The organism is Legionella sp. km772, assembly GCF_003989735.1.
Classification (GTDB): domain Bacteria; phylum Pseudomonadota; class Gammaproteobacteria; order Legionellales; family Legionellaceae; genus Legionella.
Genome location: NZ_RZGQ01000046.1, coordinates 1 through 18,534, shown reverse-complemented (window position 1 = coordinate 18,534; position 18,534 = coordinate 1). Strand labels below are relative to the sequence as shown.

Below are 18,534 nucleotides of genomic sequence, written 5' to 3'. Positions count from 1 at the left end.
AAACTCATTTAAATCACTTTGCTATTAAGTACAAATTGATTCTTAGAGCGAACCAGATTGCTTGGCAGGAGCTTAAAAATATGGCAGCTTAAAATTGACCGTGCGTAACATGAGTTATTCATAAACGAATAAACAACTCGCCCCCACCTCCTCCTTTTAAATATTTTGATGCAGGAACGATGGCTACCATAGGCAGGGGTAAAGCGATTGCCTTAATTCAAGGTTTTGCTTTTGGAGGCTTTATCGCTTGGTGGACGTGGGGGCTTATTCACCTTATGCCGCTAATAGGTTTTCGCAACCGTCTCATTGTAGGTTTAGACTGGTTATGGTCTTACTTCACCAGTGCCCGCGGGGCACGACTTATCACGGTATATAAAAAGGAAAAACCAACTAATAAATCCACTGACCAGTAATTCTTTAAAAAGCTAGCAAATTAGGTTGACGCCTATACAAAGTGGTGTAAAATCGCTAGCAATTTATTGAAAAATCGTGATTTTTCCTATTGCACTCATGTGTCATGTAACATAAAACCGTTTTAGGGTGGACTATGCTTTCCCAGGATGTTTCTAAATCTCCTTGTGATTTAATCTTGTTTGGCTGTTTAGGCGATCTATCGTGCCGCAAATTACTTCCAGCTTTGTATCAATTAGAATGTGCTGATTTACTGCATTCTGATACTCAAATTATTGCATGTGCTAAGGAAATATTAAGCACTGAGGACTATAAAACTCTCATTAAAAATAAAATTCAAGACTTCATCCCTAATAATATTGATGAGCATTTTTGGCAGCGTTTTAGCAACAAATTAACCTATTGCCGTGTTGATGTAACGGATACCGCTGATTTTAAAAAGTTAAAAACTTATTTAAATCCTGAACAAAGAACGCTTATTTCCTACTTTGCGATTGCCCCGTCCTTATATACTCACGCCTGCGAAGGTTTATTCCAGGCCGGTTTAACTCAATATCCCGCCCGAGTAGTGTTAGAAAAACCAATTGGTGATTCTTTAGGCTCCTCGCAAAAGATTAACGATATGGTAGGCCAATATTTTTCCGAAGAACAAATTTATAGAATTGATCATTATTTGGGTAAAGAGACTGTATTAAACCTTCTGGTGTTGCGCTTCGCCAATTCGATTTTTTCTGCCAATTGGGATAATCAAGGCATCGAAAAAGTTGAAATCACTGTAGCCGAAGAAATTGGTGTTGAAGGTCGGTGGGATTATTATAATAAAGCCGGCCAAGTGAAGGATATGCTGCAAAACCATCTGTTACAAATACTCTCTTTAATCGCCATGGAGCCGCCCTTAAGCCTATCGGCTGAAAACATTGCCACTGAAAAATTGAAAGTTTTAAAATCTTTACGCCCGATTAACCTGAATAACGTGCATGATCATAGCTTACGTGCCCAATATACCAGCAATGAAATAAAGGGCAAAAAGCTCCCAGGCTACCTTGAGGAAGGTTCTTTTGTTGAATCCAACACTGAGACCTTGGTGGCGATAAAAGCATTCATCGACAATTGGCGTTGGTCCGGGGTTCCCTTTTATTTATTAACTGGCAAAAGGCTACCTAAAAAGCAAAGTAAAGTAGTCATCCATTTTAAATCCCAACCCTTTAATATCTTTAAACCAATGCACAACTCATTATCAGCTAACCAATTGATAATTCGGTTACAGCCTGATGAGGGCGTTGAAGTCAGGATTATGAATAAAGTACCAGGTTTAGGAAAGAACCTTGCTCTTCAAGAAAACAAACTTGATTTAAATTTCAATACGGTATCCAATCAAACTAGAATTGCAGATGCCTATGAACGCTTATTATTAGAAATCATGCTTGGTAATCAATATTTATTTGTAAGCCGCAATGAAATTGAACAAGCGTGGCAATGGATAGACGATATAATTGACGCTTGGCATCAACGTGATATTCCCCTATACACTTATCCCTCCGGCACTTGGGGGCCAAAAAATCTTGTTGATTTATTTAGTAGTCAATCACATATTTGGGAAGAAGATTATGCAACTTCATGAGTTCTCCGACAAAAAAAGTTTAAATGTACAATTGGCGAATCGTATCAAAGATAATTTACAAAACGCCTTAGAGCGCAATAACCAAGCCTTTTTGGCGGTATCAGGAGGGAAATCGCCGATAGAACTCTTTGAAATCTTGTCCCATATGGCCTTGGATTGGGATAAAATTACGATAGTTCTCGTAGATGAGCGTTGTGTGGATAAGACACATACAGACAGTAATGAGCGTTTAGTTAAAGACTATTTACTAAAGCAAAATGCTAAAAACGCAAGCCTAATTGGCTTACATCATGACCCGGAAGATTTAAAAAGCCTTGAGGCTCAAATTGCCTCCTTACCTCCCTTTGATGTCGTCATTCTAGGGATGGGCGAAGATGGGCATACCGCCTCATTATTTCCTTATAGCGAAGAATTAAAAATCGGATTGGATGAAGAGGCAAAATCCATAGTGAAAACTAATCCCAAGTCAGCACCCTATCAAAGAATCTCCCTGACTAAAAAACGCCTATGTAACAGCCATGCTATTTTCCTGCCTTTAATAGGCTCGAAGAAACAAGCAGTGTTTAATAAGGCCTTGTTAAATACAGATCCCATGATCATGCCTATTAGTGCTTTTTTACATAATAATCATATCAATATGCAAGTAATGTATGCGCCAGAATAAGGATAAACTATGCATCCCGTTGTAGCTAAAGTAACCGACTCTATTCGCCAACGCAGTACTAAAAGCCGAAGCCATTATTTAAAACATATTGAAAGCGCCCGAACTAAAGGCCCCCACCGCAACCTTCTTCATTGCGGTAATTTAGCGCATGGTTTTGCAAGTTGTCCAAAACAAGACAAAGATGCCTTAAGAGAGGGACAGCAAGCCAATATAGCCATCATTTCGGCTTACAATGAGATGCTCTCAGCCCATCAACCCTATGTTAGCTATCCACAATTAATTAAAGAGGCTATTCAGCGTACGGGTGGGGTTGCACAGTTTGCAGGAGGGGTTCCTGCAATGTGCGATGGAATTACTCAAGGCCAACCCGGAATGGAACTAAGCCTATTAAGCCGTGATGTTATTGCCATGGCGGCCGCCATCGGTTTGTCTCATAATATGTTTGATGGCGGGCTAATGCTTGGGATTTGCGATAAAATTGTACCCGGCTTGGTGATGGCTGCTTTAAGTTTTGGACATTTGCCCTTTATTTTTATTCCCGCAGGCCCCATGCCTTCTGGAATATCGAATCAGGAAAAAGCCCGAGTCCGTCAATTGTATGCCGAAGGAAAAGTAGATAAAAAGGCCCTATTGGAGATAGAAGAAGCTTCTTACCACTCTTCAGGAACCTGCACTTTTTATGGTACTGCTAACTCCAATCAATTAGTCATTGAAATCATGGGGCTACAATTACCAGGCTCATCCTTTGTTAATCCTAATACCGTATTACGCGATGAGCTAACTAAAGCGGCAGCCCGTCAAATTCTTAGTTTAACTGATCTAAGCCCCTCCTACATGCCCATTGGACAACTCGTTGATGCTAAAAATATTGTTAACGGAATCGTGGGCTTATTAGCATCCGGGGGATCAACAAATCATACCATGCATCTTATTGCGATGGCTGCGATGGCTGGCTATAAAGTGACCTGGGATGATTTCGCACAATTGTCTGAAGTAACACCCTTAATCACCAAGATCTATCCTAATGGTTATGCTGATATTAATCAGTTTCAGCGGGCAGGTGGAATGTCTTATTTTATTAAAACCTTGCTCGAAGCAGGTCTAGTACATGCAGAGGTGAATACCGTTGTAGGGGCGGGTCTTGAGCATTATATTAAAAAACCCATTTTAGATAATGAACAATTATATTGGACGGATGGACCTGCAGAGTCCAGTAATCCTGAAGTATTAACGTCCGTAACTAAACCTTTTAAACCGCAAGGGGGCTTGCAAGTTTTAGAGGGTAATATAGGCCGCGCTGTTATAAAAACTTCAGGTTTAGCTGCAACTAGAAATTACATTAAAGCTCCTGCAGTAGTCTGTGCGAGCCAGGAAGAATTCAATGAATTATTTCAAGCGGGGGCACTCAATAAAGACTGTGTGGTAGTAGTGCGATTTCAAGGCCCTAAAGCCTGTGGCATGCCCGAGCTCCATCAATTAACGCCCAAACTCGGTGTATTGATGGATAAAGGATATCAAGTTGCCTTAGTGACTGATGGCCGGATGTCAGGTGCCTCAGGCAAGGTTCCGGCCGCCATCCATTTAACTCCAGAAGCCATTGAGGGCGGTATTCTTGCAAAAATTAAAACGGGCGATTTAATTTTAATTGATGCCTTAGAGGGGAAGTTGGAGGTTTTAATTCCTGCAGAAGAATTGGATAATCGCCCTGCAGCAAAGAGCGATAATACACAATCAGCCCAGGGCATGGGACGTGAGCTTTTTGCGAGTTTAAGAACACAGTTTAGCGGGGCTGAGCAAGGCGCATGTAGCTTATTTAAAGGAATTGAGTGCAATTATGATGCATCATGAGACAAAACAGTTTGCTATAGTTGCTGACATTGGCGGAACTTTTGCACGCTTTGCGCGCGTAAATTTAACTACTCTACATCTTGATAAAATCGAAATTTATCCCTGTGCCAACTTTATCAGTTTAGAAGCAGTGTTAATCACCTATCAAGCGCAGCACTTATTGCAAGAGATTAAACAAATCGCCATCGCCATTGCCTGTCCTGTTATAGGTGATTTGGTATGTATGACCAATTGTGATTGGCGCTTTTCTATTCAAGAGCTGAAATATAATTTGGGTTTATCCGAGCTTATTCTTATTAATGATTTTAATGCTATCGCTATGAGCTTGTCTGTATTGTCTAGCAAAGACTGGGTGCAAATAGGAAAAGGTAGCCCGCAAAGCAATAAAACCAAGGTCGTACTAGGGGCTGGGACGGGTTTAGGGGTTGCCTATCTGATTCCTAATGAATCAAATTATATCGCCTGCTCAGGTGAGGGCGGACATGCCAATTGGGGTGCTAAAACCGAACTTGAATGGTTTATTCATGAACATTTAAAAACTATTTATACGCGAGTATCGTATGAGCGGCTATTATCTGGCCATGGTTTGGAAAACTTATACTCCGCCTTAGCCGCATTCCATGACACCAAGGCCCCCCCCTTAGCCGCTGCAGATATTGTTGATTTAGCGGTGCAACACGAATGTCCTATAGCCTCAGGGGCGATAAAGCAATTTTTTTCTTGTCTAGCAGGCTTTGCGGGCGATCTAGCCTTAACCTTTGGGGCTTTTGGCGGTGTCTATATAGCCGGTGGCATCGTACCAAAGCTTATAACATTAATTAATCAGAGTGAATTCAGAGCCCAATTTGAAGACAAAGGGCGTTTTAAAGATTTTAATGCGCAAATCCCTACCTATGTTGTCACTAATCAACAACCAGGAATGTTAGGGGCTGCTGTTCACTTACAACACTACTTACAAGGAGTATTTGATGTCATTTCCTAATTGGCAACTGCATCCAGAGACGGTGTTTAATGCCTCCTCAGTGATTCCAGTAATTGTACTAAATAATATTAATCATGCCCTACCTTTAGCAGAAGCTCTTTTCGCCGGAGGCATTAAAATACTTGAGGTCACTTTGCGCTCTGAAGTAGCCTTAAAAGCGGTTAACCTGCTTACCGAGGCCTTTCCAGAGGCCTTAATAGGAGTAGGAACCGTTAGGAATACTAAGCAATTGACCGAGGCCATAAAGGTTGGGGCCAAATTTGCTATTAGCCCGGGTCAAACCACTACCCTATTAACGGAAGCCTCAAAATGCCCTATTCCATTGATACCGGGTATCGCTACCGTTTCAGAACTGATGACCGGTTTAGATTTAGGGTATAGCCATTTTAAGTTTTTCCCGGCTGCAGCGGCTGGTGGAATCGAGATGCTACGTTCGATTTATAACCCTTTTCCTGAAGCTCGTTTTTGTCCTACGGGCGGAATAAATGCAGGAAATTATCTGAATTATTTAAATTTACCCAATGTTCACTGTGTGGGAGGTTCATGGATTGTCCCAGAAAAAGCAATTCAAGAAGGTAATTGGTCCTTAATTACCGATTTATGTTTAGCGATTCAACAATAAATGTTAACCAAACAAATTAAGGAGTATTTATGGCATGGATTGCCGCAATAATAGGATCAATCGCGGGCTTTTTATTTGGTTATGATGAAGGAATAATTGCTGGTTCGATTGCGCTGGTAAAAGATCATTTTTCTTTGCAGGCTATGCATATTGGAGTCATGGCTTCTGCCCTTCCTTTTGGTGCTTTGGTGGGCTCCATGGTAATTGGGGTGATCATTGCTTTAAAAGAAACTAAACGTTTCGGTCGTCGAACTTTATTATCTTTTTCCGGCTTTTTGTTTTTATTAGGGGCAATTGGAGCGGGTTTAGCAGATTCAATAACGGTATTAATCTTATCACGGCTAATTCTAGGTTTGGCCATAGGTATGGCATCGGTTCTAACACCCCTCTATTTGGCTGAAACCGCATCTAATCAAGCCCGTGGTGCAGTAGTGGCCATTTACCAATTGGCCATGACCGTGGGTATTGTGTGTTCTTATTGTGTCAATTACTTGCTCATAGAACATCAAGCATGGCGAATAATGTTTGCTTCTAGCGCGATTCCCGCGCTAATTTTTACCCTAGGTATTTTATTCATGCCTGAATCACCTCGCTGGTTATGCAGCGTAGGTCGTCGAGATGCAGCCATGCGTTCTTTATCCAGGTTACGCAAAAAACCTGGTATTGAACAAGAGCTCAATGAGATTGAAACCACCTTAGCCCATGAGCCCAAAGGTGGTGCTTGGTTATTATTATTTAAAAAGCCGCTTTTACCGGTGCTGATGCTTGGAATGATTTTATTTTGTTTACAACAACTTAGCGGCATTAACGTCGTTATTTATTTTGCCCCTGAAATTTTTAAAAATCTAGGTTTAGGCAGCACGACGGGGCAAATCTTAGCGACAATGGGAATTGGGATGGTTAATTTACTGGTTACCCTCATTGCTATTCTCTATGTCGATAAAGTAGGCCGTCGCAAGCTCTTACTACTTGGTTTCACCGGAACTGCCATAAGTTTACTTTGTTTGTGCATTTTTTCCTTAAACCATGTAGCGGGTTTATCTTATTTATCAGTGACTTGTTTAATAGTATATATATTTTCATTTGCGATCAGCGTAGGTCCTATTCCTCATATTGCGATGGCAGAAATTTTCCCACTGCATGTGCGAGGAATCGGCATGGGGATGTCCTCAATGAGTAACTGGTCCTTTAATACTCTGGTTATTTTTAGCTTTCCTATTTTACAAAGTATGCTAGGCATTGAGTACACTTTTGCGCTCTATGCCATTGTTTGCTTACTAGGACTGATTTATACCTATTTTTACATGCCCGAGACTAAAAATATTAGCCTAGAGCACATCGAAAATTATGTCATGTCAGGAAAACCCTTACGCTATTTAGGAAGAGAGGACGAAAGTAATAAAGTTAAAGTAAATCCTTCGCTAATAAGTGCCTCCTAATTTGCACCTTCATTTAGCGAGGATTCTTTAAATTCCGGATAGCTAAATTATTCCCCGCGGAACGGGGAATAATTTAGGTCAAATCGCAAGCCCCTTTTTATTCTTAAGTTGTTCTCTTAAATGAATGGCTCTTAATACCGAAACATAACTCCAGGTTAATGAAACCGCCCCTTGCTGCTCACCTGTATTTAAATTAATTTGCTCTCCCAACTTGAGGTCTGGGGCATAGTGCTTAATTAGCTCTAAATAATTATCCCCTAATTGAACATAAGCAAGTGCTTGACCTTTATTCTGGGTATCAGCGAGTAACGAATCGGCCAGGGAATAATAATATTCGGCCATAGTGGCAGTTAAAATAAACCAAGGGTTTCCTACGCTATTAGTACTGTACCCATCATAACTATCTCCGGGATATCGTCCAAATAATATTGCATCCGCTGCATTATTGTTAATAGGAAACATCTCATTGAATTGTTGATGCAAGGCTTTAATGGTATTTTGGACAAAAGGATCCGCGGGGGAAAATACTCCCTCTTTGTGGGGATGCATTAATAGGGCTAAAATGACTGAGCTATCTAACTCCAGTGTTTTTTGCGGACCAGGATGAGGCGCAAGCGTTGCTTGTATAAGCGTGTTTTCATAATCAAGATGTTCATACAAACGCTGTTGGATCAAATGCGCTTGTTTCTTATAGAAGATAGCTGCGGGTTTATCATCCAGGCGATTTGCTAATTCGGCCCCTTCGATTAATGCTTTTTGTTGTGCCATTATTGTAAAAAAATGATGGCCATATACCTCTTCCCAGAGGTCAAAATTAGGCTCTTGCCAATGATGAGCCACATATTCTAAATCCCTTTTGATTACCCCCATTCTGCTGGGCTCCATACTGGCATTATATAAATGGGTTTTTATATAGGCTATATCTTGCTTATTGACTAATAATTCATTGCTGAATCGTATTAACACCAAGGCACGTAAAGCCGGACCATCATTTTGAGGCCTGCCCCAAGGAGCTTCGAATGGTAAACCGCTTAAATAAAATTTAGGTTCTCCTAATATGTCTTGGCCTGGGAGCGGATCGCTTTGCTGTTGAATGCGTTCAGTCCAAGCGATATAAGTTTTTAAATAATGTTGGTAACTGTCTTTCTCTTTAGCTGATGAGCTGGTTTCATACCAAGTTTCAATCAAATTCATCGCAATAGCAGAATCGCGCACCCAATCAAAATAATAATTGGGCCTCTTATCCGAGGGCGAGGCAATGATTGCCCCAGACGATTGAATATTTGCGAAAAAATTTTCTTGTAAGCGTTGAATTTCTTCAGTTGAAAACACAAAAGCAAAGGCCTGGGAGGCGATAAAGCACATAAAAAAAATAATCCGTTTCACATAAGCTCCTGATAATTAATTAAAAAGGCGGGACTAATAGTACAGGAAAGGTACTGGCTATACTATAGTTGTTTCATTAGTATGAGAACTAGCCGCATTTAACTAGGCTGGTAGCAGTATATTCGCTTTGTTCTTCATCTGGAAAATTATTCGTGCAAATCATCGTTGGCAAACTTTTTACTATCTTCCCACCTAACTCGTCTATTGAGCTAAGTTTTTCCGATACATTTTTTTCTTGCTTTTCTTTCCCACCTAGAGCTTTAGTTATGCAATAAGTTGAAGAGTTGATTGAATTTAAGTTTAGGGAGGCCTTTAAACTCACAGTATCATTGGGGTCATAATTAATAGAAGATGAGGCGACTTTATCTTCAGCTTTATGCTTTGATTTAAAAACTTTAGTCAGCACCGTAACGGCTACAGTGCCAAGAGCAAATAAGCCTCCTGCAGCAGCACTAGCAGCAATAATAGATAAACCTACAGGGGGGAAAAAAGGAGTTAGAATAACACCTAGCATTGCCATAGAAGCTAAACCAATTGCAACCCCTTTACCTAGACCTGCAGACCAACCAAGTTTTTTCAATTTTTGTTCGGTCTGCAGTTCCTCAGTTTTTAAGGTCTGCAATTGCTTAGCCTCCTTTTTAAAATCAGAATTTAATTTGAGTAGTTCTGTTTCCAATTGCGCAAGCTCAGAAGGTGTGGCTTCTTTCACTAAGGTGATTAACTCCTGGGCTTTAGCTTGCAATCCTTCTAGAAGGCCCATTTTTTCTTCAATTTCTCTTTGGGTCAATGCCAAGCTCTTTTTATATTGATACCGATCATAGAAGTGTTTTCCTAGTGTACAAACAGCTAAAGCTAATCCCAGTCCTGCCGAAACCAGTGCAATTATTGGAGCGGTTCCTGGAACGGCCATGGCGGTTATTCCTAGAGCAAGAATAACACCTGAGTAAAGCCAGCGAGCAAAATTTGTCGGGGTAATGGGTGGTTCAAGACCAAGACAACAAGAAGCTCCACAAATCAGAGGGATCCGAATAAAATCCACCGCTGATAATACGATCCCTCCAATCCCAAAACCTTGGGCAGTGGAGTGTGCAATGGTGCTACCTTTTAATTGGGCTAATTTACTTAACGCAGCTCCAGTACTATCCACTGAACGCAAAAAACCTGAAAGAAAGGGTATACTGTTCAAAACCACCAATGAAAGCGCTTGTTTCGTCAAAGGTTTACCTTTTATTGTAGATAAATTAGCCTCTGCAATAAGGTGGCCTTTTTCTAATAACCATGCCTTTTTATCAGCAAAATCATTGGGTAGTGATGCTTCTAAATCCTTTATCTTATTCATGATTGACTCCACCAACAACAGCAACTTTACTCTGCGTTCCAAAAGTTTGATAGCGAATTAGTTATCCCTTTAATGTAATTGTAAAATAGGAGAGTTAAGGCAAACTTTTTACCCTATTCCATTTTGTCATGAGCTATTCTACATTCAGTTAAGAACAGGGGCAGGAATTTAAACTATCGTTATCGTGACAGCACAAAACCGGCAAAGGAGAAGCATTTTAGAAGTAAAATGCCTATTTTAATAAATATACAAATCTCTAAACCCTTCTTAAGATTTCCTTAAGAATTCTTTGTTAACCTTCGCGCTCTTTTACTCAACTAGAAAAAAAAATGACTAAAGAATTAAATGTTCCTTCTACTCCTGAAACTGCAAAGCAAGCTGATACACAAGCGGCTCAAGCAACAGAGAAAAAGGATGAAAGCAAAACTCCATCTCCGACCGTAAACCGTTATCGTTTTCTCGGTTCTTGTGCAGCCGAAGCCGCAAGATGGCTTAACAGAGATAATGATTTTGATCGTGGTCCTGGTCCAATTTGCTAATTTTAGGAGTCATGCGGAGTTCACCGCATGACATTAACTCTCGGTTCTAATTTTGTGTTCATCATCTATTTACCTCACCTACTAAAACCTATTTAAAATAAGTAACTGCAATGTATACTACTGAACTCTTTACGCTGCATAAATGAGAGCTCCATGAAGCCTTTCTTAACCACAAAAAGACTTATTATTGCCGCTCCCTCTCTCCATGACTTTAAGAATTTATATATCCTCCAATCAAATGCGGAGGTGATGAATTTTATAGGTAATGGGGTCCGAAATGAAAATGAGGTTAGGATTGGATTAGAAAAAGCCATTAACCACTTTCAAAAACATCATTTTAGCCTTGGCTCCCTTTATTGCCGAAAGTCCGATGAATTTATTGGACGAGCGGGGTTAATTTATTTTAATTATGATGCCCATCAATTAGAGGTCGAAGTGGCTTATGCTTTGTTACCGCACTATTGGGGTATGGGATTTGCCACAGAAATTACAGCCTCTCTTATTCAATTTGCTTTTCAAAATCTTAAGCTGCCAAAGTTAATCGCTTTAGTGCATCCTGAAAATATTTCTTCGCAAAAGGTATTAATAAAATGCGGGATGCACAACGTAGGAAGAATAGAGCACTGGAATAAAAAAATAATAAAATTTGAACTAATAAATAAATCTTAATAAGCTCGCGTATTTCTGCCTACAACAGAGCAAACGCATCTAATTTTAAAGCTAGTCACCGAACAGTCTGCATTACAGGCTTTATGCGTGTAATCTAGTCTCTATTCTCACACAAGATTGTCTGGATACCGCGCATGAAGCACGGTACGTAGACAATATAGCAAGCTTAACTGTGCAATATGATAGATAGGTATGACCTGCTGCCTACAAAATTTAATGCAATTTACTCACAAAAGTGATTAAATTTCAGAATCCTAGGTTGGAGTTACATCATGAACGATTTAATAGCTGTTGACAGGAGTCAAACTGCGCAAAACGCTGATCAGAACTTACAACACTCGCATAATTCATTTATTTCCAGCGCAAATACTAGCGAACTAGGTAGACTGACTTGCTCATTTGACTGGTCCACCACGCCAGTAGGCCCCATTCATACCTGGCCTCAAAGCTTAATTACCATGGTAAGAACTATCCTCTCTAGTCGCTATCCAATGTGGCTGGCTTGGGGAAAAGAACTTACCATGTTTTATAATGATGCTTACGCTCATATGACACTTGGACCAAAACACCCTTGGGCTTTGGGACGCTCCTTCCGGGAGGTTTGGTCTGAGATTTGGGATGAAGTGGGTCCGAGAGCTGAAGCCGTCCTTACTACGGGTATTTCTACCTGGGACGAAGGTTTATTGCTTTTTTTAGAACGAAATGGCTTTCCTGAGGAGACCTATCATACTTTCTCTTATAGCCCTGCTTATGATGATAGGGGTAATATTGGGGGTATTTTATGTGTGGTCACTGAAGATACTGAGCGGACTATAGGAGAGAGGAGATTAAGAACCTTAAGAGAGCTTGCAGCCCGCACCAATGAAGAAGCTAAATCCTTGGATGATGCATGCCAAGCTGCGGCCCATATTCTTAAAAAGAATCCGAAGGATGTTACTTTTTCACTTTTATATTTACTCAATGATGATGAAAGCAAGGTTTCCTTAGTAGCTTCCTGCGGTATTGAAACCGGAACACCACTAAGCCCTGAGAGCCTAACTCTCACAGAGGTTGAGCAGCCGTGGCCCTTCGTCGTAACCCTTAAATCGGGTGATAGTACTATTGTATCAGAATTTGCACCAAATCTTGGCCCCTTACCAGGAGGTCCTTGGCCAGAGCCGTCACCACAAGCCATTGTTGTCCCACTGGCTAAATCCGTTCAATCCCAATTTTCTGGATTTCTAGTAGTTGGCATTAGTGCGCGACGCCCCCTGGATGATGCTTATCGCGGATTTGTTGATCTTATAGCTGGGCAAGTAAGTATTGCAATTAATAATGCCCAGGCCTATGAAGAGGAACGGCGGCGAGCGGAGGCCCTCGCAGAACTTAATAGAGCAAAAACCGTTTTCTTCTCTAATGTGAGTCATGAATTTCGCACCCCCTTAACCCTTATGCTCGGCCCAATAGAGGAAATGCTCAATCAAGCTGGCGAATTAAACCATCGTGAAGCTCTTGAAATGATTTATAGAAATGGCTTACGGTTGCAAAGATTAGTCAATACCCTCCTCGACTTTTCTAAAATTGAAGCCGGCCGTGCTCAAGCTTGTTTTGCGCCCGTGGATATTGCTTCCCTGACCACTGATCTAGCTAGTAATTTTATCCCGCTTTGTACAAAAGGTGGTTTGGATTTAGTGATAGAGTGCGAGCCTTTAAATCAACCGGTTTATTTAGATGAAGATATGTGGGAAAAAATTGTTTTTAACTTGCTGTCCAATGCCTTTAAATTCACTTTTGCCGGTATCATTCATCTTTCATTGCGCCAGTTAGACCACACTGTCGAATTAATAATCAGCGATACTGGAATTGGTATACCCGAAGGAGAAATGCCCCGTTTATTTGAGCGATTCCACCGAGTCGAGCAGTCACAAGGACGAACACATGAAGGAAGCGGTATTGGGTTAGCGCTAGTTAATGAGCTCGTTAAACTTCATAAAGGCTCAATTACGGCCACAAGTAAAGTAGGCAAAGGAACGACATTAACCGTCACACTTCCGCTTGGCGCATCACATCTTCCCCCGAACCAAATCGGCTCTAGAAATGTCGATAGTTCTAGTAGGGGAGCGCAACAATTTATAGAGGAAGCCTTGCATTGGCTACCCGAAATAGAAAAAGTCCCAGAGCTGAAATTTTTTCATAATAGTTCTTTTGCTGCTGTCGAGAGTGACGAGAAACAACGACCTCGTATCTTATTAGTCGATGATAATGCCGATATGCGAAACTATTTAATTCGGTTATTAACACCTACTTATCAAGTCGATGCAGCATGTAATGGAAAAGAAGCGTTAGCCCTAGTGCAAAAATCCCCCCCTAGTTTAATTATTTCTGATGCAATGATGCCTCATTTAGATGGCTTTGGATTATTAAAAGAGTTACGTGCTAATACTCATACCGCCCCTATTCCTGTCATTATGTTGTCTGCCAGAGCCGGGGAAGAAAGTCGTATTGAAGGAATGCATTTTGGTGCTGATGAATATTTAGTAAAACCCTTCAGCGCCCGGGTCTTACTGGCATCAGTCGCCTCTCACTTACGGATGGCCCGTTTACGTGAGGAGTCAAATCAGGCTATCCGTGAAAGTGAAGAGCGCTTCAGAGCACTCATTAAGGCAACTTCAGATATTGTTTATCGCATGAGCGCCGATTGGACTGAAATGTGGTATCTTGAAGGCCGTGATTTTATCATGGATACGTTAAAGCCGAGTATAAACTGGCTGGACAAATACATTCATCAAGATGACCAAGAGTTGGTTAAACAAACAATCCAGCGGTCGATTGAGTCTAAAGATGTTTTTGAATTAGAACATCGAGTATTTCGCGTGGATGGATCTTTGGGGTGGACCCACTCTCGTGCAATCCCCATTTTAAATAAAGACAAAGAAATTGTTGAATGGTTTGGTGTAGCTAGCGATGTCACTTTACGTAAAAATGCTGAACAATCTTTACTCGAATCCTCACGTCATAAAGACGAGTTCTTAGCGACGCTCGCACATGAATTACGTAATCCTCTTGCCCCGATTTTTAACGCTCTAGAAATTTTACGGCGCCCGACCAATAACCCCCAATTAATAGAAAAATCCCAAGAGATTATTGAACGACAACTTGTTCAAATGGATCGGCTTATCAACGATTTACTCGATCTTAGTCGCATTAGTCACGGTAAAATTCACTTACGGATTGAACAGATTGAATTAGCGAAAATCATTCAACAAGCTATTGAAAGCAGTAGCCCCCTAATTGAGGCAGCAAACCATCATCTGCAAGTGGATTTACCCCCTATTCCAATTTATTTAAATGCTGATTTAACCCGCCTGGCTCAAGTATTTGCTAATCTTTTAAATAATGCCGCAAAATACACCGGACCCGGCGGTTTCATTCACTTGACCGCTAAACTGCAAAAAGAGCAAGTAGTCGTCTCAGTGTTGGATGATGGCATTGGCATTCCCCAATCCATGCTCTCAAATATTTTTGATAAGTTCACCCAAGTAAATAGAGGATTAGAACGAGCCCAAGGAGGTTTAGGAATTGGTTTATCTTTAGTAAAGCAATTAGTGGAATTACATGGTGGAACAGTTACGGCTAAGAGTAAAGGTGAGAGTTTAGGCAGCGAATTTGTAGTTCGTTTACCGATCATAGTATCAAATGTATATTCAGGAGAATTAAACCGAAAGTTCCGGAGTTTTACCAATATAAGACGGATACTCGTAGTAGACGATAATATTGATATTGTCAGGAGCTTAGAGATGTTGTTAAGCGTCATGGGCCATAACACCCAAACCGCCTGTAATGGTGTAGAGGCAATTAATGCCGCCAGAACATTTCATCCCGATTTAATTCTGATGGATATTGGCATGCCCCAACTTAATGGCTATGAGGTAGCCAAAGAAATCAGGAAACAAAGCTGGGGAGAAAAAATCACAATTGTTGCTCTTACTGGCTGGGGGCAAGAGCAAGATAAACAACAAGCCAAAGAGGCCGGATTTGATTTCCATATTACAAAACCTATTAAGATTGACCGGTTAGAAAAATTGCTGGCAAACTTGGATTTTGAACTTTAAGAGAGTTACCAGTGATTTGTCTCCCATCTATTTGGAGGGCTTTGCGAAAAATAGGCCTACCATTTTTCGGCCGTTCAAACACCAGAATAATTCGAATAGCTGACCGCCCTATTACTATTATTTTAGCGGTAGTGTCGGTGTAGGCTTTAATCGCGCTTATAGCTTTGAAGCAACGCCTTTAATTTTCCAAGCCTATCCTCCAATGCCTCTATTTCCAGCCAAGAACCACACCTCTTTTACCTACACCTTAGGAGCTGGTTTTCAACATACCTACAATCAGAATTTAAGCTTTGGTTTAGGTTATCAATTTGTCTCTTGGGGAGACAACTCGCTTGGTCGTGCACTAGGACAAAATTTAAATCAAGGATTACATTTGAATTCGCTTTACACTCACGGTGTTGAATTTAATCTTAGCTATCTTATATAAGAGATAATTCCATGAAAAAATATTTATTTTTAATTCTCCTTTGTATTTTGGATTATATCCCCTGCTATGCCTCAACCGAGGCGTTATTTAGTCTAGTTGCCAACACACCCCCCTCAGTTACAGTGCCCGCAAATAGAATGACCTTCATTCAATATACAGTCACGAATAACACTGCAATTACCCGTCGATTAACCGTTAAGCCCATCCCTTATGTGGTACAAGTGACCAACAATAACACTTGCGCTAAGTATTTTACTCTAGCTCAAGGTCAATCCTGCAAACTTACTTATTTAGTTCAAGGGGATGCTATTAAGAAAAAATTTACCGGTGGACCAATCGTTTGCAAAACAAAGTATAAGAGCAACGAGCCAGATAATTTTTTATGTTCGCAGCCGGAACCATCGATGATTTTATCCTTAAATCCTGCTCCCGCGGCGCCCACACCCGATAGAAAATTGTACGTAAGTAACTGGAATGGTAATAGTATTTCTCTTTGCTATTTAAAGGGAAAGCAACTGAGTAATTGCCTCATCTCTGCTTTGGGTAATAGCTTTAACCAACCTGAAGCGTTAGCGGTTAGTGATAACGTTCTTTTTATTGCTAATATTGGTGGAAGCATGAGCTCTTGCTTAATTCATCCGGTGAGCTCTCCTCCTGTAAAGCGGCAGCGGTTGGACAACCTATTTATGCGCCTGATGGGATTGCTATTCAAAATTCGACCGCCTACATATCAAGCTCAGGACCTGAGTCCTTCCATCAGGGTGTAACAACCTGTAGTGTAAATGGCTCTCTTTTAAGTAATTGTTCTTTTACTCAAGGTGATGCCAGCTTTTCTGTACCCTCCGATTTAGCGCTTATAAATGGCACAATTTATATTACTAACTTTAATAGCCAAGACCTACAGACCACCTACTGTACCATCGGCAATCCACTGTGTACGATGGCTACCGGGGAAGGCGTTATCGCTGGTACCTCTAATCTGTTAAATGAGCCTGAAGGCCTTATGTTTGCTACGTTAAACGGGGTTAATTATGCCTATTTTACTAACCATGGCAGCAACAATGTGGTCCTGTGTAAGGTTGTTAATGCGACGACTTTTAATAATTGCACCGTGACTGGTGGTTATTTCACTGGTTTTGGCAATTTAGCAATCGCAACAAGTGCTGCAAAAGCCTTTATTCCGTCAGGATTAAAAACAATTGCGAGTTGTGATGTGAATATGACAAATGGAAGCTTAAGCAACTGTGTCAACGTCAATAATCTTGGTTTCAATAACCCATCGGGTTTACTTATTCTTTAACTATTAACCTAAATGAGAAAGACTATGTTGTTTAAAAAAACTATGCTTGCAGTTGCGCTATTAAATATAGCTACTGCTTATGCAATGGATCAAAAATCGCCATCTTGAATTGCAATTTGCTTGGTTAAATTTAAAACCAATGAGTAATAATTATACTTATGCTTATGCTGTATCAGGAACTCAACCTTATTTCCAAAATTGGGCTGCACAAGCGTTTAACCCGTCCTATAGCTCTGCTTATGAATTGGGTTTGAGTTTCAACTACAGAAAAACTCGCTAAATACGAACATTGATTGGATCCACTTAGACTCAAAAGATTCATCGGCTGGGCAAGGGAATCAAATTCTAGATGAAAGTCATTTAGCCTTTGTCGGTCCACCATTTGAAATGAGTCCGCCTGTCTTTGGGGTTCGACGTGTAGATGCTGAGCTTAAAAATAATTTCGATAATGTGTCTATTAACTTAGAAAAAATTTTTTCTACCTCTGAAGAATGGTTAAGTGCGAAAATTTCCGGTGGAATTAATTTTTTGTATGTAAAGCAAACTATTGCAACTACTTTTAGCGATCTAGTGGGTTCATATCCCACGCCCTACAGCTATCCTCTTCCACCGGATCCTAGTTTTAACTTTAACATCCAATCTATCTCGCAATTTATAGGAGCTGGCCCAGACTTGGGGGTGGGCATTCAATTATCCCTCTTTAAAGGCTTAAGTTTAGTTGGAGCAGCCTCTAGCTCCTTAAATGTTGGAACGGTGAGTGTACAAGAAAATTTTAAAGCCACCTCAAAACGCTTACAGCAAACTGGAATAGGCTTAAGTAGACAACAGATAATAACCCCAAATAAAACTCAAATTGTCCCTGGATTCGATGGAAGACTCGGACTTGCCTATGAAATTAAAAGCAAACAAATTTCAAGTTTTAGTATTGAGGGAGGATACCGTTTAATGTCGTATTTAAATGCCATATCAACTACCGCACCACAAACACGGGTTCAGCCTGGTATAAATCCAGAGACTCCAGAATTTTCCACCGGAACCATAGCAATTGTTTCAACAACCCAGCAAGATAGACCCTTTAACTCATGTTACGCACATAAACTTGTAGTTTGACTAAAAAGCATTAGAATTCCGCCCTTAATTTTAGGGAGGGAATTAAATGGATATGCTTGATCTTTATAGTGATTATTTGATTTTCC

16 protein-coding genes are annotated in these 18,534 nt (G+C 40.6%); 14 read left to right on the top strand and 2 right to left on the bottom strand.

The window, feature by feature from the left end:
* Window positions 1-179: 179 nt before the first annotated feature.
* From ELY15_RS06935 to ELY15_RS06905, 7 genes are all read left to right on the top strand, one after another.
* The gene (locus tag ELY15_RS06935; protein WP_127098936.1) at window positions 180-413 is read left to right on the top strand and encodes a hypothetical protein; all 234 of its coding nucleotides are present in this window, start codon (window positions 180-182) and stop codon (window positions 411-413) included.
* Between the two features lie 134 nt (window positions 414-547).
* Entirely contained in the window at window positions 548-2,032 is a 1,485-nt protein-coding gene (gene zwf / locus ELY15_RS06930; protein WP_127098935.1) for a glucose-6-phosphate dehydrogenase, read from the top strand.
* Window positions 2,019-2,696, top strand: a complete 678-nt coding sequence (gene pgl, locus ELY15_RS06925) for a 6-phosphogluconolactonase (RefSeq protein ID WP_127098934.1) — start codon at window positions 2,019-2,021, stop codon at window positions 2,694-2,696. The genes zwf and pgl overlap by 14 nt, the downstream gene beginning before the upstream one ends.
* A 9-nt stretch (window positions 2,697-2,705) precedes the next feature.
* Window positions 2,706-4,544 (top strand): phosphogluconate dehydratase, encoded by a 1,839-nt coding sequence (edd, locus tag ELY15_RS06920; protein ID WP_127098933.1) that lies wholly within the window; start codon window positions 2,706-2,708, stop codon window positions 4,542-4,544.
* Window positions 4,531-5,526 (top strand): glucokinase, encoded by a 996-nt coding sequence (gene glk, locus ELY15_RS06915; protein WP_127098932.1) that lies wholly within the window; start codon window positions 4,531-4,533, stop codon window positions 5,524-5,526. Before edd ends, glk begins: the two co-directional genes overlap by 14 nt.
* Window positions 5,513-6,148: a bifunctional 4-hydroxy-2-oxoglutarate aldolase/2-dehydro-3-deoxy-phosphogluconate aldolase gene (locus ELY15_RS06910; protein ID WP_127098931.1), complete on the top strand. Its 636-nt coding sequence runs from the start codon at window positions 5,513-5,515 to the stop codon at window positions 6,146-6,148. The genes glk and ELY15_RS06910 overlap by 14 nt, the downstream gene beginning before the upstream one ends.
* A gap of 29 nt (window positions 6,149-6,177) precedes the next feature.
* Complete coding sequence (locus ELY15_RS06905; protein WP_127098930.1) at window positions 6,178-7,587, top strand: sugar porter family MFS transporter; 1,410 nt, start codon at window positions 6,178-6,180, stop codon at window positions 7,585-7,587.
* Window positions 7,588-7,665: 78 nt separating this feature from the next.
* Here the strand turns inward: ELY15_RS06905 and ELY15_RS06900 are convergent, their stop codons facing one another.
* Together ELY15_RS06900 and ELY15_RS06895 are read right to left on the bottom strand one after the other, a co-directional pair.
* Window positions 7,666-8,952 carry a glycoside hydrolase family 15 protein gene (locus ELY15_RS06900; protein ID WP_127098937.1) on the bottom strand — a complete coding sequence of 429 codons (1,287 nt, stop codon included), beginning with the start codon at window positions 8,950-8,952 and terminating at the stop codon, window positions 7,666-7,668.
* Window positions 8,953-9,061: 109 nt separating this feature from the next.
* Window positions 9,062-10,312: a hypothetical protein gene (locus ELY15_RS06895; protein WP_127098929.1), complete on the bottom strand. Its 1,251-nt coding sequence runs from the start codon at window positions 10,310-10,312 to the stop codon at window positions 9,062-9,064.
* Window positions 10,313-10,641: 329 nt separating this feature from the next.
* Between ELY15_RS06895 and ELY15_RS06890 the strand changes: the two genes are divergently transcribed.
* The 7 genes from ELY15_RS06890 (at window position 10,642) to ELY15_RS06860 (ending at window position 18,448) form a co-directional block, all read left to right on the top strand.
* Window positions 10,642-10,851, top strand: a complete 210-nt coding sequence (locus tag ELY15_RS06890) for a hypothetical protein (RefSeq protein ID WP_127098928.1) — start codon at window positions 10,642-10,644, stop codon at window positions 10,849-10,851.
* Between the two features lie 153 nt (window positions 10,852-11,004).
* Window positions 11,005-11,520, top strand: a complete 516-nt coding sequence (locus tag ELY15_RS06885) for a GNAT family N-acetyltransferase (RefSeq protein WP_127098927.1) — start codon at window positions 11,005-11,007, stop codon at window positions 11,518-11,520.
* A gap of 272 nt (window positions 11,521-11,792) precedes the next feature.
* Window positions 11,793-15,611, top strand: coding sequence for an ATP-binding protein (locus ELY15_RS06880; protein ID WP_127098926.1), 3,819 nt, complete (start codon window positions 11,793-11,795; stop codon window positions 15,609-15,611).
* 202 nt (window positions 15,612-15,813) lie between these two features.
* The gene (locus ELY15_RS06875) at window positions 15,814-16,038 is read left to right on the top strand and encodes a hypothetical protein (protein ID WP_127098925.1); all 225 of its coding nucleotides are present in this window, start codon (window positions 15,814-15,816) and stop codon (window positions 16,036-16,038) included.
* 625 nt (window positions 16,039-16,663) lie between these two features.
* On the top strand, window positions 16,664-17,338 hold the full coding sequence (locus ELY15_RS16085; protein ID WP_158617422.1) for a hypothetical protein: 675 nt from the start codon (window positions 16,664-16,666) through the stop codon (window positions 17,336-17,338).
* Between the two features lie 79 nt (window positions 17,339-17,417).
* Window positions 17,418-17,618 (top strand): hypothetical protein, encoded by a 201-nt coding sequence (locus ELY15_RS06865; RefSeq protein WP_127098923.1) that lies wholly within the window; start codon window positions 17,418-17,420, stop codon window positions 17,616-17,618.
* Complete coding sequence (locus ELY15_RS06860; protein ID WP_158617423.1) at window positions 17,582-18,448, top strand: Lpg1974 family pore-forming outer membrane protein; 867 nt, start codon at window positions 17,582-17,584, stop codon at window positions 18,446-18,448. The genes ELY15_RS06865 and ELY15_RS06860 overlap by 37 nt, the downstream gene beginning before the upstream one ends.
* The last annotated feature ends 86 nt before the right edge of the window (window positions 18,449-18,534 follow it).